At 42.9% G+C, this 16,328-nt stretch carries 17 protein-coding genes; 1 reads left to right on the top strand and 16 read right to left on the bottom strand.

Annotated elements, in window-relative coordinates; genetic code table 11:
* The first annotated feature begins 80 nt into the window (after window positions 1-80).
* The gene (locus tag AC3WS5_RS11640; protein ID WP_492467550.1) at window positions 81-1,643 is read left to right on the top strand and encodes a Fic family protein; all 1,563 of its coding nucleotides are present in this window, start codon (window positions 81-83) and stop codon (window positions 1,641-1,643) included.
* A gap of 5 nt (window positions 1,644-1,648) precedes the next feature.
* Here the strand turns inward: AC3WS5_RS11640 and AC3WS5_RS11645 are convergent, their stop codons facing one another.
* The 16 genes from AC3WS5_RS11645 to AC3WS5_RS11720 form a co-directional block, all read right to left on the bottom strand.
* Window positions 1,649-3,208 carry a recombinase family protein gene (locus AC3WS5_RS11645; RefSeq protein ID WP_492467551.1) on the bottom strand — a complete coding sequence of 520 codons (1,560 nt, stop codon included), beginning with the start codon at window positions 3,206-3,208 and terminating at the stop codon, window positions 1,649-1,651.
* A 9-nt stretch (window positions 3,209-3,217) separates the two neighbouring features.
* Window positions 3,218-3,412, bottom strand: a complete 195-nt coding sequence (locus AC3WS5_RS11650) for a hypothetical protein (RefSeq protein ID WP_492467552.1) — start codon at window positions 3,410-3,412, stop codon at window positions 3,218-3,220.
* Window positions 3,413-3,484: 72 nt separating this feature from the next.
* Window positions 3,485-3,778, bottom strand: coding sequence for a hypothetical protein (locus tag AC3WS5_RS11655; RefSeq protein ID WP_492467553.1), 294 nt, complete (start codon window positions 3,776-3,778; stop codon window positions 3,485-3,487).
* A gap of 15 nt (window positions 3,779-3,793) precedes the next feature.
* A complete protein-coding gene (locus AC3WS5_RS11660) occupies window positions 3,794-4,846 on the bottom strand; it encodes a hypothetical protein (protein ID WP_492467554.1) in 1,053 nt (350 codons plus the stop codon).
* 21 nt (window positions 4,847-4,867) lie between these two features.
* Window positions 4,868-5,617 (bottom strand): hypothetical protein, encoded by a 750-nt coding sequence (locus tag AC3WS5_RS11665; protein ID WP_492467555.1) that lies wholly within the window; start codon window positions 5,615-5,617, stop codon window positions 4,868-4,870.
* Between the two features lie 86 nt (window positions 5,618-5,703).
* Window positions 5,704-6,861 carry a hypothetical protein gene (locus tag AC3WS5_RS11670; RefSeq protein ID WP_492467556.1) on the bottom strand — a complete coding sequence of 386 codons (1,158 nt, stop codon included), beginning with the start codon at window positions 6,859-6,861 and terminating at the stop codon, window positions 5,704-5,706.
* Between the two features lie 66 nt (window positions 6,862-6,927).
* On the bottom strand, window positions 6,928-7,770 hold the full coding sequence (gene traN / locus AC3WS5_RS11675; protein ID WP_492467557.1) for a conjugative transposon protein TraN: 843 nt from the start codon (window positions 7,768-7,770) through the stop codon (window positions 6,928-6,930).
* Window positions 7,771-7,799: 29 nt separating this feature from the next.
* The gene (traM, locus tag AC3WS5_RS11680; RefSeq protein ID WP_492467558.1) at window positions 7,800-9,107 is read right to left on the bottom strand and encodes a conjugative transposon protein TraM; all 1,308 of its coding nucleotides are present in this window, start codon (window positions 9,105-9,107) and stop codon (window positions 7,800-7,802) included.
* A 2-nt stretch (window positions 9,108-9,109) separates the two neighbouring features.
* Window positions 9,110-9,592 carry a hypothetical protein gene (locus AC3WS5_RS11685; RefSeq protein WP_492467559.1) on the bottom strand — a complete coding sequence of 161 codons (483 nt, stop codon included), beginning with the start codon at window positions 9,590-9,592 and terminating at the stop codon, window positions 9,110-9,112.
* An 11-nt stretch (window positions 9,593-9,603) separates the two neighbouring features.
* Complete coding sequence (gene traK / locus AC3WS5_RS11690) at window positions 9,604-10,215, bottom strand: conjugative transposon protein TraK (RefSeq protein ID WP_492467560.1); 612 nt, start codon at window positions 10,213-10,215, stop codon at window positions 9,604-9,606.
* Between the two features lie 30 nt (window positions 10,216-10,245).
* A complete protein-coding gene (gene traJ, locus AC3WS5_RS11695; RefSeq protein WP_492467561.1) occupies window positions 10,246-11,454 on the bottom strand; it encodes a conjugative transposon protein TraJ in 1,209 nt (402 codons plus the stop codon).
* Between the two features lie 10 nt (window positions 11,455-11,464).
* Entirely contained in the window at window positions 11,465-12,103 is a 639-nt protein-coding gene (locus AC3WS5_RS11700; protein WP_492467562.1) for a TerB family tellurite resistance protein, read from the bottom strand.
* Window positions 12,104-12,105: 2 nt separating this feature from the next.
* Window positions 12,106-12,753, bottom strand: coding sequence for a hypothetical protein (locus tag AC3WS5_RS11705; protein ID WP_492467563.1), 648 nt, complete (start codon window positions 12,751-12,753; stop codon window positions 12,106-12,108).
* A gap of 10 nt (window positions 12,754-12,763) precedes the next feature.
* Window positions 12,764-13,438, bottom strand: a complete 675-nt coding sequence (locus AC3WS5_RS11710) for a conjugal transfer protein TraI (protein ID WP_492467564.1) — start codon at window positions 13,436-13,438, stop codon at window positions 12,764-12,766.
* A gap of 3 nt (window positions 13,439-13,441) precedes the next feature.
* Window positions 13,442-13,831, bottom strand: coding sequence for a hypothetical protein (locus AC3WS5_RS11715; protein ID WP_492467565.1), 390 nt, complete (start codon window positions 13,829-13,831; stop codon window positions 13,442-13,444).
* Window positions 13,832-13,843: 12 nt separating this feature from the next.
* Window positions 13,844-16,312, bottom strand: a complete 2,469-nt coding sequence (locus AC3WS5_RS11720; RefSeq protein ID WP_492467566.1) for a TraG family conjugative transposon ATPase — start codon at window positions 16,310-16,312, stop codon at window positions 13,844-13,846.
* Window positions 16,313-16,328 lie beyond the last annotated feature (16 nt).

Raw genomic sequence — 16,328 nt, forward strand, 5'->3', positions numbered from 1 at the left:
AATAGGAATTGAACGCCCATGTTTAATAACTTAACAGGCACAAATAGCTTATTAGCCGCATAAAATTTAAACTATTCGATATGGCCACACCCCGCGAAAGATTGGTAGAATCGCTTAAATTCCTGAAAGAATTACAGGATAACGGCATTGTCGGTATCCATACCGATGAAATGCCCAACAGGAAATACAGGGAGATACTGCTTAAAAACGGCTTTATCCGTGAGGTGACAAAAGGATGGTACATACCTACCGACCCTGCTGAAAAGGAAGGTGAAACCACGTCTTGGTATAGTTCCTATTGGGATTTTATTGCCAAATTCCTGAATCACAAATTTGGCGATGACTGGTGCTTGTCGGCAGACCAGTCGCTGCTCATCCATGCGGGCAACAGCGCAGTACCTCAACAGTTGATGATACGTTCGCCACAAGGGAATAATAACCCTACGCCCTTACCGCATAACACGTCCCTGTTCAATTTAAGGACTGGTATTCCACCAGCGGATCAAACCATCGTAACCAATGGAATCAGGATGTACAATCTGCCTGCCGCTTTGGTTTACAGCTCACCAAGCATTTATACAAGGAATGCAATAGATGCCCGCACAGCCCTTACGTTGATAAGAGATGCTTCGGAGGTACTACCTATCCTTTTGGAAAACGGGCACACCACATTTGCGGGAAGGTTAGCAGGCGCTTTCAGAAATATCAACAGGGATAAAATAGCTGACCAGATTGTAGATACTGTTAAGCAAGCTGATTATGATATACGGGAAGAAGATCCTTTTGAAACCAAACTGAACATTAATCTATCCTCCCGTGAACGTTCTCCTTATGCAAACCGGATCAAGCTTATGTGGCAGCAGATGCGTGAGATTATTATTTCCAGCTTTCCCAAAGCTCCCGGCATACCCGATGATTCACAAGCCTACCTGAAGGATGTTGACGACATTTATATAACAGACGCCTATCACTCCCTCTCAATTGAACGGTATCGGGTGACACCGGAACTTATCGAAAGAGTAAGCAGCGGCCAGTGGAACAGTAAAGCGCATGAAGAAGATCGTAAGCAAAGGGATGCTATGGCTGCCAGAGGCTACTACCAAGCCTTTCTGCAGGTGAAGGAAACCATCACAGCCATATTGAAGGGAGCCAATGCAGGAAAGCAGGTGGATAAAGATCACTCAAAATGGTACAGGCAACTATTCGACCCAAGCGTTACCGCCGGGCTTTTAAAGGCGGCGGACCTTGCAGGGTATCGCAACCACCAGGTATATATCGGGAACTCCAAACACGTTCCTCTGAACGTGGATGCTATGAGAGATGCCATGCCCGTTCTGTTTGAATTATTAGAAGAAGAACCGGAGCCATCGGTTAGGGCAGTATTGGGTCATTTCATTTTTGTTTTTATTCATCCATACATGGATGGTAACGGACGAATAGGACGGTTTCTGATGAATGCTATGTTGGCTTCGGGTGGATACCCGTGGACGGTTATACCTGTGGAAAGGAGAACTGAATATATGCAGGCATTGGAGCAGGCAAGTGTAGGGCAGGATATCAGTTCGTTTGCCACTTTCCTTGCTTATCTGGTCAACGAGCGGTTAAAAGGGATAATCGTAGCTAAGTTGCCTGACGCTAAGTAGGAAGGCTACATTCTATTTCGTAATGCGGCTACAGCATGTTTGCGGTGCAGATGAACACTTTCAGCCTGATAGTTCTCATTACTTTTTGTCTCTATTTCCTGTGGAAATTTTCTGCTTTTAGTCAATAAGCTGATAGCTGTACTCACTGTTGTGCGATGGAGTTTTTCGCCGTTGAACGTCAGGTTATCGGGGAATAGTGTACTTACTATTTTTCTCTTTTGGATAACAGTCCCATTTTGAAACAACTCATCTAAATGCGATACTTTTGAAATGGGAAGATTCCATAGTAGTTCCATATTGTCTGAAAAGGAAAAGGAAGTTTTTAGCTTTGCTTCAATATCAGTCATTCTTTCGTTGGCTTCTGACTTAATGGTACGATAGTCTTCGCCTTCAATTTCTCCACGCAGCAATAATTCACGAGCCTTTGAGAGCCGGTGCTTTATCTGATCCAGTTGAGCCACCAAGCGTTTCTGATCTGCCTTCTCAACACGGTTCACATCCATGAAAGTAGCTGTAATAATTTCCCTGAACAATTTAAGTTGCGGAACATTACGAACTTCATTCCCGATGGCTTCTATCATTAAATTGTTTGCGTCATCTGCTTTATAACGTACACCACATTCGGAACTGCAATGATAGTAGTGATAGTATTTGTTCCTTCCTTTTGAAGCGCTGCCAGTTAAAAACCTTCCACAGTTAGGGCAAATCAAATAACCTCTTAATGGAATGTCATCCTGTGCAATTACCTTTTTACTTACTGCTTTTCTCTTTCTGCCATCCAGCACATCCTGCACATCAAAGAATAGTGAAGCGGCAATAATTGGTTCATGTTGCCCATGTACAAGCTCACTTTGTTCATCTTTGTGCTGAGGAACGAAAATCAATCCGCAATAAATAGGGTTCCTTATCGCTACCCAAAAATTATTCTTGCTGCATTTCAACCCTCTCTCTCTGGCTTGCTTCCAGATTTGTTCTGTGTTCAGTTTATTGCGAAAGATTTCTTCAAATGCCCATTTCATAATTTTAGCATCTTTATCTTTTGGCGCAATGTATTTCTTGCCATCTTCCGTAATTCTGTTTATATAACCAATCGGAGCTGTGCCCATCCAGCGCCCTTCCTTTTTAGCACGCCGCATACCATTGAATACATTTAATGCTCTGCGGTCATTCTCTACCTCCGGTGCTGCGAGGTAAAAAGCCAACATCATTTTATTTTCAGGAATAGATAAATCCAATGGCTGTTCTACTGCCTGCGGCTCTACTCCGAGATGCCTTAAAAGGCTGATCATTTGATAAGCATCCCCGGCATTCCGGCTAAACCTATCCCACTTTGTAAAAAGAATTAAGTCTGAATGTCCCCTTTGCTTACGCAAATCTACCAGCAAGTTCTGCCAGGCAGGTCGCTTGAAGGTCTTTGCTGAATGATCTTCAAAAATCACCTTGCGTATTTGAATGTTGTTGATGTTACAATACCTACGCAGCCTTTCCTCCTGATCTCGTTGGGAATAGCCTTTATCTGCCTGCTCGTCTGTACTCACCCTGATATAAAGGTCTGCAATTTTCATAGCTGCTTTTTACTTTACGATCTGTGTTACGATTTCGGCATCGCAATGCCGCATACTTATGTTTTGCTCAACTACTATGTTCGCCATGCTGTATAAGAAGTCAAGTATAATCTGCGCTTCTTCGATATTTACATCAATTCCATCTTTACGTAAAATTTCTATCGCCTTGTCTGGAGTGATTCTCATCAATACTTCATCTTCCATCTCACACCTCCTTTTTAGATGACAAAAGCCCATTGCGGGCTTTTGCAAAACTTTCCAAATCACTTTCCTATTTTAATCGCTTCTTTCAGCAAAATATATTTTGCTTCCCTTCATGCGATTAAAAGACGGCTCATACCTTATATAACCGTATTCGCTTAGTTCCCTAACGCATTTGTGGTAGGTGATAGCGGAGGATAATTTTGCAATGCTTAATATCTCATGACTGAAAACCTGAATAGGATTGGCAAAGCCATTTTGTATGCGATACTGTAACAAAGCCGCATAAATACCTATATGAGTAATGCTGATGCGGGCATCAGTTCCTATGGCTTCAAAAAAATCCGACAAGTAATACACCCGATCCATTGCTCATGCCTTTTATTACCCTATTCTCATCCCGTTCTTTTTTTCCTGATTTTGTTGCTGTTGCTCATTGACCTTATGCGTCACTTTCATGGCATCCATTGTTTTATTTCCCAATGCTGTATGGAGCGTTATCTTCCTGGAATGCTCATCGTAAATATTTACTGATTTAAACTGCGGATTAGCTTCAATATAAAACCGCTGTTCATTTCCATCCTTCACAAAGCTCACCGACACACGGTTTCCATTTTTTAATTCCGATTGCAGTTTATCTGCTTTGCTTTTATTGAGCAATTCCTTTAAAGGAAGCTGTTGCAAAGCCTTTTCAAGATCGTATCCGTAATCGGAGTGGAATTGTTTGATTCGGAAATTACCGTTTGGGTCTTTGTCGTTAAAATCAAGCTGCATCCAAGTTCCACCGCTCTGGATGCAACGACCTGATAAAAGATTATAGCATTCGGTGGCATTTACATTGTTCCCGTTGCGCATAGTAAAGTATTGCTGCCGTTTTTCATCAGGTTTGGATTCATTATACAGGGTTGTTTTATACCCTTCAAGCTGGTATGCACCGGATTGATCTTTAGCGAACGATAACTGATGATCTAACCTTTCTTTATCATTGAGGTAATAGGAAACTGGAATGGAAAATTGTTGCTGCGCAAGTTTCATCTGCTCATCAATTTTTGCAGAAAGGTCAGGAAAGCCAGCACGCTGCACCTGATGGTGCAACGCCTGGCTGTTTTGCTCTGTTTTCCTGTTATCCTGTCTTATTACAATTTGTTCCTTAACGGGCGCAACTAATAGCCTGCGCAACAGCCTTATCAGTAGATTAGGATAAAGCTGCTTTTCAATACGGTTGCGCTCTTGCCGTAACACCCTGAGCGCAAACCGCTCGTCCAGATCCTGCGTGCCTTTATACTTTGCAGCAATACGGTCGTAGTAATCCAGCTTTTCTTTTAGCAATGCTTTATTATTTGAAAGGCTGAAAGAAAACAGCTTGCTAAACCGTTCCTCCCTCGAACGCCATTGGTTCAGCTCTGATTCCACTCTGTTTATAAGACTGTTATTCATAACCTGATTTTTAAGGATCAACTAAGGCATACTATACGTTACCAGATCATAGGCATAGGTGCTGCAATCGGCGGCGTATTCCACACTGCCGCTTACGATAGCGCCACCTATATCACTCGTGACGGCAGCAATCCACTTAACGATGTTTTTAAACTTAAAGGCCGCCGCCGGAGCCGGGGGCTGGAGCATATTTATCCAATAATAAATGGAGTAACGTGCTACCGATGCCGCTTTAAGGGCAATTTCACGACCTTCAGGACTAAGCAGGTTGTTTTGCATTACCCTGCTCTCAAAATCCATAATCATGGCTTTAATCACCGGATAGGGACTATTGCTATCCGAAAGTCGTTTGATCAATTGCACCAGCGAATCCAGGGCGGCCTTTACTGGTTCTTCATAAGGACAATTAGCTATAAGCGTTTCGATCCTTTCGTTGCTTTGTGTTACCGTCTGGTTTACTGTTGAGAAAAATGATAGAGGCGGCTCAATACGTTCCATTTCCCTGCAAAAGCGAAGTACACATTGCGTTGACGCCTCTACATTAGGTGTATCTGTAACAGGCTTGCAGTTCTGCACGTATGCCACAATCTGATTATGCCAATAGCCTATGCTATCGTAGGCATTTTCCGGGTTTTCAGGACTTGCGTCGCCAGGTGCTGATCTTAACTGCGCAATTTTATTTTCGCCTTCTGCTATTACAGCTTCATTATCTTTCGTACATGCTGAAAGGCTTATTATAAATACCAGCAGCATTAATATTTGACTTCTCATTTTTCAATCTGTTTTTACGTTATAAATAGTTTTCTTTTCACCATTTCAACTTCACTACTATTTATGATAGCCGGGCTATTTAGTCTTTAGCTGATGCTTTGGTTCCTTTTCCTTTTCTTAGATGCCTTCGGTATCTCAGGGCCATCATCTTCAGCAGGTATCTGCCTTTCCTTTTTAGCGTCTTGTTTAGCTGACTGGCTTTCACCTTCAGACTGCTGTTCTTTTTTCGCATGTCTGTTATCCACCCTTTGCATACTGCCATCATATATGTTGATTGTCTTGAATTGAGGGTTAGCTTCGATGTATTGTTTTTGCTCCGCACCGTTGACCTGAAACGTGGCAGATTGCAGGTTTCCTTTTTTAAGGGAATCCATCAGATTGGATTTGTATTCCTCGTTACCTAATTCCCTGATCGGATGCTTGGATAAAACCGCTTCCAAATCGTAGCCGTAGTTTTCATGATAGTGCTTCAGCTTGAAATTGCCGTTGTTATCACTTTGTTTAAAGTCCATCAGTACCCAGGCGTTGTACACCTGTCCTTCTTTATTGGTGAGGTCTTTATTCACTGACCTTCCTTCCATCAGGTTATAGCCTTCCTTCAGGGTAATGTTGTTGCCTTTGTTGACGTAGAAGGTTTGCTCCATTGTTTCAGAGCTATTTTCCTTTTGTACATTCACCTGATAGGAATTAAAGAAATACATATCGCTTTGCTTCGATTGGCTGAAATTCAATGTAGCGTTTACAGTATCGTTGCCATACTTCGTTTCATAGGCCAACTTAAACTCCGGGTTTCCTTCCTGAATTTTTTGCTTCAGGTCATTTTCCAACCCTTCACCGAAGCCGGTGTACTTTACCTGGTCACGCAGGTATTCAAAATTTTTCTGATTCATGACTTCTGAATTTTGATTGTTATTTAATTGTTCTCTTTCTAATCTCTCGTAATGAACCGCTACCATCAGGGACACGTCAACGATGCCCTCCCTTTCAATCATTAGCTTGCTGTTCTCGGCAGCTTCCTGCATTGTCTTATATGCAGACCGTATTGCCAGAAAGTTGTAAAAGTCTATGTCGGTTGACATTTCGTAGCAGAACTCCCTAACATCATATTCCGTGGAGAATGTGAATAGGTCTTCTTTAGTTACTGGAGAAACATCATCGAGAAAGGCGACAAATTCCTCACCTTCCCAACGCTTTTTAGTCAGGTATTCAAGAATATCCTTGTAGTCGTCTTTCCTTATTTTCATAACATATCTTTTAGCGGAAACGAATAATTGAAATAGAATGGAACAGTTTCAATGGAGCGTTCAGGTTTAATTAACCGGAACTGCCTTTACAATTTTCTTGTTCTTTATATGCAGTTCCAGATGCCTGCCGCCGTTCTTCTCCATCATTTGAACTGCGAGGTACTTCTTATCAGGAATAGTAAATTTTGGTACAATAAAAACGATGGTAGTATCTGACTGCCCGATTACTTTGGTCGTATTGTTATGTACAAGTACAGGTACTATTTCTATCTCCTGCGTAGCAGTTCTTTTGCTTTTCTTTTGGTCACGGATGTAAAGCCTGAGCTGGTCAATATCATAGTTGATATTTGTTTCATTGGCAATATTGAAGCGCATCAGCATAATGTCATCCTGGATAAACAGGCCGTTTAGTTTAAGACGAATGCCGAAAGTTTCATCCTTTATACCCCGTATCTTTTTCTTCGATTCAAAAGCCATTGAAGCGTAATTCTCTATTTGTTCCTGGTTGATACTTTCTGAAGGAATAGAGATGGTGTTTTGCTTTGTCAGACCCGCTAATGAAATATTGAGTATAGTAGGTTGTTCGGCATAATCAACCAGAAAGGATGTAAGCTTACCGTCAGCAGTAATGATGCTGATATTGGTTTGAGGAAAGCTATCCTTTGCGGCTTTTATCTGCAAGATATTTTCCACTCCCTTTGCTTTTTGAGCCAACACATCCCTGCTTCCTATATCTACACTGACAATAGAATAGGGAAAGATAATGTTGGTTGTTTTTGAGAAAGCAATTGCCACATGATACGATTCAATTGCTTTTGTTTGCCAGGTTGAATTTGTTTGCGCCTGCGCTTTGAAAGTTGTAATAAGCAGGAAAATTCCCATTACCATTACTGCACTGATCTTTTTCATCTTTTGGAATTTTTAAGTGATTGAAATATTTAGTTGGATTGTTTTTGCTTTTCGTCACGTAAAAGCACTTGGTAGCCTGCTTTTACAGTTACTTTAATCAGCTTGACTTTTTTGCTGAACAAAGTCTTTGCAGCTTCTATACCTGCGCTTGCAGCCTGCGCTCCCCACGAAGGGTCAAGTGAAGTCAAGCCGATGGTTTGCATTGACCGGTCTGCGGACTGCTTTGCAACATCCCTGGTAATCGCTCCGGGAATGTAAATGCCATCCAGTCCGTCCATGTCGTACACCGCTAATTCAACTGGAAACAATGAATTATTATACCGCACACTGGTAATCTTGATACTTAATCTTTCACCACGGAGTGAAGCGACACCATATATGAAGTTGTCTTTAGGAATACGAACCCCGTTAATGAATACATCATTTACCAATCGCAATTTGACGGTGGAACCATCAACGATGGTCTGCGTTTCGTGGATGACCGCTTGTATGGCGTTCTGTGAATCTTCGATAGCCGTTGCGCCGGTGAGCGAATAGAAGCCATTTGTTGTACCACCCGCAGACAGGTCGGCGTTGAGCAATGTGATGTTGTTTTCTTTTGTTTGTGACGATACTGCGAATACCTGCCCTTTGTTTGCCTGGGAAGTCTGCTTCAGTTTTTCCTGTACACGTTCAGGATATTGCACATCAAGTATCTTATCCAGCATTCCATTCAGTTGCTTCATTTCGGGATCTTCGCCAGCAGGTTGATTCATCATGTTCATCATTTGCTCCAGCCTGTCCACGTCTGATGAATTAACGGTTGCATTATTACTACCTCTGCCGGGAGTGCGTTGATACATATCATAAGGTTCATCTTCCTTAGAAGCAGGTACAGACTTGCTCATCTCCCTGTCAAGCTCTGCCAACTTTCGATATATCTTGTCCGTATGGGGATCATTACCCCCACGGCCACCGTAAAGAGAAGTGTTCAGCCCTCTTTCATCGGCAGGGAGTTGAAATGTGTCTTCTTTCCCTGACAGGTATTCATCCGCATCCGTTAATCCAATGTTCTTGTAGTTGGGATCATTCTTAACCAGTTCAAGAAATTTGATTGAATCCAGTTGCGCCTGATCGTAGTAACTCATTTTATCCATCGGCTTGTCATCTTTCAGGTTAGCGTCCGGCAGGTTAATGTTGAATCCTTTTTTCACTGCTGCCTGCGCTTCAACTTTTTCAACCTTGCCACCGCCAAGCGCCCAGAATATCATGGTCATAAAAGGCAATGCGAGCATTGGCAATACCAGTAAGAACCTGCGCTGCCTGATCATTTTCGGAGTTTTCACTTGCTTTTCCATTTCTATTTTTGTTTTAATTGTTGATAATAATTTTCAATAAACCTCACGCTATCCATCAGCCCCGGACGATGGCTATTGATGCTGTCGTACAGGGCTTTTCCAGAAGGACTTCGCGCCAGGTTATCCATATACACCCTGAACTTTTTAATGCGGCTGTATTCTGCCTCCGATACCTCGGCAGCGTCTGTTTTTGTTTCTCCTGTTTCAGTAGCGTGCTTCGGCTTTTTAATCGGCGTTATAGTGATTGAATTGCCTTTCTTGCCCTTAAAAGCGTTCACTGCCAGATAAACACTGTATGTACTGGTGAACATCACAAAGAGCGCAAGCAGCACGAGCCATGTACGACGTGAGAATTTTTCCGTACGCTTCATCATCCAGTTTGCCCAACCACCCTGCAAACGCTTATAGCCTGCGTCCATGCCTTTGCTAATAGCATTGGGCTTAGCTTCGGTATTGTTTTCTCTTCTTTTAGGAAATAGTTTCATGACCTTTATTTTTATTGTCGTCTGCTTACTGTTTTTAAATCCCTGTTGTCAATCGTACTCCATCGTTCGATGAGAAAGCCATGCGGGTTATTGTCACTGCGTGATACATTTCGCAACGCCCCATCGGTTACCAGGCTGCGGGTTGTAATGCTGGTAGGGCGTACAATGCTTTGTGTAGCGTAACACCGGAATTTGTAAGGATATTCGTTTATATCTACCGCAACACTATCCACCACAATAGTCTGATTGACATTGCCGGAAATAAGCCCGGCGTAATAGCCATTTTCTTTCAGATCATCGTAAGCACGTTTCGCACTTCCATCGGCCAGGTATAAAGCTTTAGTAATATTTGCGGTAATGGCTTTGTCGTCAGGGTCAAGTGTGAAGAACAGCTTGTGAAATGTTTTGACGTGATCCTTTGCCTCAACAGGTATGTTGTCTTTTCGCTCCGAAGCATAGGCTTCCAGTGCCTTGCCGTTGGCGAGAATGTATATTTTGCTTTGCATCTGCGATACCAGACTGAAACTTTTGTACAATGCAAAACAGCAGATCAATACACAACCAATGATCACCACCAGCGTAAAGCTCCTGATGTGCCGGAATGCCGTATCAATATTTTTCATCTTTTTGAACATATATCCTCCTTTAGATTGTTATGAATTGCCCTTTAATTTATCGTTCATGTAACCGGAGTTTCCACTACTGCTATCGCCGAAATAGGGATTAGATGAACCACTGCTTGCCATGCTTTGCGACATGCGGTTTGCTGCGCTACCCATAGCATCCACAGCCATGCCTGCACCGGCTGATGCAGTGTTCACCACAGTTCTGGAAGAACTGCCGAACAGACTGGTTACCTTATGACCTAATGCACCGCCGCCACCGGCGTGAACGATATAATTAGCTACGGAGGGAACAGTAAAATATCCGATGATGCCAATGATCATGAAGACCAGGTAGGCCACATCCGTTCTGCTGAAGAATGTGTCACCGTGTTCCTGTACCTGTGATATATCCAGTTCCAGCATCTTTTCCTGTATCTTGCCGATGATGCTTCCGAAGATGTTTGCCACTGGCAGCCATAAAAAGATATTGATGTATCGTGCTATCCAGACCGTTAGCGTATGCTGAAAGCCATCGAACACGGCTATCCCAAACACCAGAGGCCCCAGGATGGCCAGTACGATTAACTGGAACGTTCGCAGTGTATCAATACACAGGGATGCTGCTTCAAACAGCACCCTCAGCACTTCGCTCATCCATTCCTTTACTGAATTGCGGAAATTGTATGAGGCTTTGGACATGGCAAACTTGATATCATTACCGATGCCCTCGAAGAAACCTTCGTTTGACGGATCTTCATTGTCGTGCGTGTATTTGTACCACTTATCCCGGTCGCCGCTACCGCTTTCGCCAACATACATTTGCCATACATCCGTTTTCTTGATCGCTTCTTCCTTTTTTTGCAGTAGAACTGCAATTGCTTTGTCAGAACCTTCTACCATTGCGGCTGTCGCCGTCACGGTAGGCTTCATAACGCCGTTAATCAATCCTAATACAGATGGAAATATCAATACACAAAAACCAATTACAAAAGGGCGGAAAAGCGGATAGAAATCAATAGGCTCTGCTCTTGATAAATGCCCCCATACCCGTGAAGCGATATACCACATAGCCGCAAAGCCTGCTAATCCCTGACCCACACCGATCAACTGGCTGCACAGGGGCATCATCTCATCGTACAGTTGCTCCAGCACGCCATGCAAACCATTCATTTCATCGGCTATTCCCTGTGCACGGCTCATAAAAGGCAATACCAATCCCACTGCCGCCATCCAGGCGACCTTTCTACACTTTGCCATATTTACTTGTTTAATTGTTTAACCCATAGATTTTGCGAATGGTCTGCGCATCGTTGCGTTCTTTAGCCCTCTGCACAGCCAGTATTGTAGTATTGTTATTAAAATGTCGCAGGAACATTAATTTGTCCTGCATGTCTGCATAAATTCGGTCAATGGCCTGTAGCCGTTCATCATCACTCATGCGGGCTTTGCCTGCCGTGATCACCGTAAGCAATTCATCCAGGTTACGCAGGCTCTCTTTAAACAGGTTGTCATATACACGACCTAAATACGCCAGTTCGTCTGGATTGAAATTATTATCCTGTCTGAACCGATCATAAGCTTTACGGTATTCTTTTACCAGTGTTATCTGGTAATTGGTAATATCCGCTACACGCTGGTAATTGCGAACTGTTGGACTTACCTCCATTAAGCCGTCAAGAAATGCCTTGTGCAAGCTGAAGTTGCCTTCTGAAATGTTCTTGATGGTATTATAGCCGCCACTAAGAATTTCGTAGCCTTTTTTCATGTCACTTAATATCTGCTTGAACTGCGCCAGCTTCTCGATATTTAGTATTAATTGCGCTATCTCATCTGCCTGTGCAGAAGCACGAAAAGCAGGCAACATGCCCAGGAACGAAAGCGATATGATTATGATTAGCTTTTTCATCGTTATTCATTTTTAATGCCCTGCAATACACGGCTGGTTTGTACATCTGTTTTTTCCTTTAATCTTGAAGCAGCAAGAGATTTGGCATCATTGGAAAAACTTTGCGAGAACGTAAACTTGTCCTGCATATCCAGATACAACTTATCAATCCTATCAATGCGTTCATTATCCTTCATTTCCAGTTTGCTATTTGTGGTAATTGTTATCAGTTCATCCAGCGTCTTATCACAATCATCGAGTAACCTGCCAAATACTCGGCTGACATATGCCTGTTCATCATTTGAGAAGGCATCGCTGCTTTTGATCTGTCTGGAAGTCCGGTTATAGTTTTGTACGATCTTTATCTGCAAGGTGATAATATCTGCCACCTTCGCGTACCGCCTGATTTCCGGGTTGACAGACTTTAACGAATTAAAGTAATCAGTATGCAGGTTAAATTCCCCTCTGGTAAAACCGCCGATTGTAGTAAGCCCTTCTTTGGCTATTTTGTACCCTTTTTTAGCATAACCGATATATACCTGTAGCGCAGCAATCTGCTGGAGCAGGTACTTTTTCTGTGTCTGCTTTTGGTTGAACCACTCTGCAAAAGTTTGTGCCTGTAGGCCGCCTGCTACCGACACGAGTAATAGAAACAAGAGTATCTTTTTCATACGTACTAATTTAAGGAAGTCCATATAATTTTTTTACAGCCTGCACTTCGGTTTCGGTTTTAGCACGTTGAAGGCTTAGTAAAGTGTTTTGCCTGTTGAACTGCACCAAATCTGAATAGTTGGCATCTACCTGGTCGGCTGCATTGTTAATCAGTTCCAACCTCTTGGCATCGCTCATTTTCGTAGTGAAGGATTTTATAATGAGGTTGATCTGGTCAATGTTCTTCAGGCTTTCGTCAAGAATGCCGGAATACACTTTTTCCATGTACAAAATTTCCTCTACTGTAAAATGTCTGTCCTGCCGGATCAGCGACCAGGAACGTTTGTATTCATCTACAAGGCGTAATTGTTTTTTTGTAATATCCCGGATGCGCTGGTAGTATGATATAATGGATTTGACCTTAGCCAGTTCCTCATAGTATTTCCGGTATTGCTCTTTTTGCTTTTCCGTCCAGTCCGAAATCTCATCCAGTTTCAATTTGGATAAAGTGTTCTCTAATGTTTTCTGGGCATTTTGCAGCCAGATCGTTTTATTCTGCAATCGCTGAATTTGCAGATCAATTGCCTTGATCACTTTTTTGACGGCAGCTTTTACTACAACCCAAACCACCGCGTGGCTTTGTTGCGTAGGTGCTACCACCAGTAACATGGTAGCTAACATTGTGATGAACCATATCTTTTTCATGCCTTATAGATTTTTAATAAATAATTCAATCGTTGTCTTTCCTTGCTCCGTCAGTGTTTCCAGGTACAGTGATTTTGAAACTGTCTCGAAAACGCAATACCGATCTCCGCCTATTTCAATGAGGTGGCCGTTGGAATGCCAACCGTAGGTAGCCAACCATGTTTCTTCAGATTCAGGGGTGTTACTGACATATTCTGTACGGGTAACCTGGTAGAAGCTGCCACAGGGCTTTATGGTAAGGGTGGTATCCACTCCTGCAATCTTTTCATTGTGTGGTGGCTGTCTTACATATATGCCTTCCATCATAGAGAGAGTAGCATGGTGCTGCCTCCCAAAATGCAGGATAATTTTAACGGCTAAGCGTAGGTCATACATCAGTTTATTCAGTTTCATTTGGTAGATGTTTTAGCTTTTATTTCTTATATCTTCTGCCATTGCCGCAATACCTTTGCGGATGTCGCCATCAAACCTTGCAGCATATTCCATCAGCTTTACTTTTTCTGTTTGCTCGGTAGTATAGGCGAGGTATTCCTCCAGACTTACTTCCGTACGGTACACTTTGCTTAGCATACCTCCGAGGCTGATGAATACTTCTTTATATTTTTTAGTGGGGTCATTGGACTTATTAACGGATAGCACCAATGCCTTTTCCTTTTCTGTCAGTCCCAACAATTCCTGTATCTGGTCAAACTTGTTCTGATATTTACTTTGGTCAAGCAGTATCTTGCAATCGCTGTTGTTGATGATGGCTTGCTTCACCACCGGAGAGGAAATAATATCTTCCACTTCCTGCGTTACCACTATCGCTTCGCCGAAAAATTTTCTGACGGTTTTGAACAAGTATTTTATGTATTCGGCAAAGCCTTCTTTCATGAGAGCTTTCCAGGCTTCCTCAATCAATATCATTTTCCGGATGCCTTTCATCTTTCGCATTTTGTTGATGAAAACCTCCATGATGATGATGGTTACTACTGGGAATAATATGGGATGATCCTTAATGTTGTCCAACTCGAACACGATAAACCGTTCCTGTAATAAATTCAGGTTTTCGGTAGCATTCAGCAGGTAATCAAATTCGCCACCTTCGTAATAAGGACGAAGCACGTAGAGAAAATTATCTATGTCAAAATCTTTTTCCTTCACCCGGTCACCTTCCAGCACCTGCGTGTACTCATCCCGCAGAAAGACGTAAAAGCTGTTGAAGCAGGGAAACACTTTTGGGTTCTTTTCCAGATAGCTGTAATAACCTCCGATGGCATTTGACAAGGCCACATATTCACTACGCTTAAACTCCTCATCGTCCTTTTTCCAAAGTGCAAGTAGCAGCGTTTTAATACTTTCTTTTTTTTCTGTGTCAAGGCTGTCGCCTTCACCTATATAAAAGGGATTAAATCGGATGGGGTTATCTTCACTGTAGGTGAAGTAATAGCCTTTCACCATATCGCAAAGTCCTTTATAGCTATGTCCCACATCCACCAGCACGATATGTGTGCCTTGCTCATAATAGCTGCGTACCATGTGGTTCGTGAAAAATGATTTTCCGCTGCCGGATGGCCCGAGAATAAATTTGTTCCTGTTAGTGCAGATACCCATTTTCATGGGCTCATCGCTAATGTCCACGTGAACAGGTTTGCCTGTGAGACGGTCGCCCATGCGAATACCTACCGGGCTTAATGAGGAACGGTAACCAGTTTCCAGATTAAGGAAGCAGGTTGCCTGTTCTGCGAACGTATCAAAGGTGTCGTTCATGGGAAAGTCTGCTGCATTACCAGGAATGCCTGCCCAGAATATTTGCGGAGCACCAATTGTTTCCTGTTTGGCCACGGCATCCATCTGTGCCAGTGCAGAGGATACCATGTTCTTCAGGTCTTTCAGTTCCTCTTTATCATCTGTCCATACCAATACATTGAAATGGGCTTTTACAGGAAGTCGTTGCTGGCTGATAGCTTCGTTCAGGAAATCATTAGTAGCATCCCTGGCAATCAAATTCTCCCGACTGTATGCCGAAAGGGATTGCAGCCTCAGCCTTTTGCTCTCCAGCTTTTGAATGGTTTTCTGTGCATCTTCAATAAAAAGATACTGATTGTAGATATGATTGCAGGGTAAAAGCTGTCCTAATGTAGAAGCAAACCCAACGCTGAATTTTGTTTTATCGGTACTGTATCTATCATAATTGATACGGCTGCCGCATAGTGCCGGAAGATCTACCGCATCGCCCAATGTATATAGCTGGCAATACTTATCGCCCACACGCATACTTTCATCAAAAGTGATGTCTGCCATCAGGAAGCTGTCGTTTCGTTCAGACAGGTAGCAATACTGTTCTACCAAACCCATCTTACGGCTGTGGCTACGCAGCTCCTTTTCCTTTAGCCTCGTTAGCTTCACGAACCCACTGTCTTCCATAATGCGTTTAAACTGCCCCGCATTATCCAAAAAGTCCTGAAGCAGTTGCGGCTTTAATGTTTCTTCGGGTACGATGGACCTGCGCAGAAGGCTTGAGAACATGGAACTGGCTGTCTTTCGTCCTTCAGGCTTTTTGGTTAGCATGATGTAACAGCTATGTGCCAGAAATGGACGTTCATTAAAGAACCGTTCGCTGGCCCTGCTGAGAAAACTGGTATCTTCTTTCGTAAAGTCAGGCTTGTGGCTGCTTTCCAAAAACCAGTCCTGTTTGTGAACAATGGAGTATTTGGGCAGTAACTTGATTGCCTTTACCCATGCCTGGTGAAAGGCTTCATATTCCTGATCGGAAAGGGTAAATATCTCCGGCAGGTCTGCTTTAAAGACGACAGTCATATCGCCTTGTTTACTCAGGATGCAATCGTGCTCCACATCCATAATTGGTAAAATATCATCCAACACTTTTTCCATCTCACTTCATTTTTAC

The organism is Niabella sp. CPT15-335-S11 (assembly GCF_058792415.1).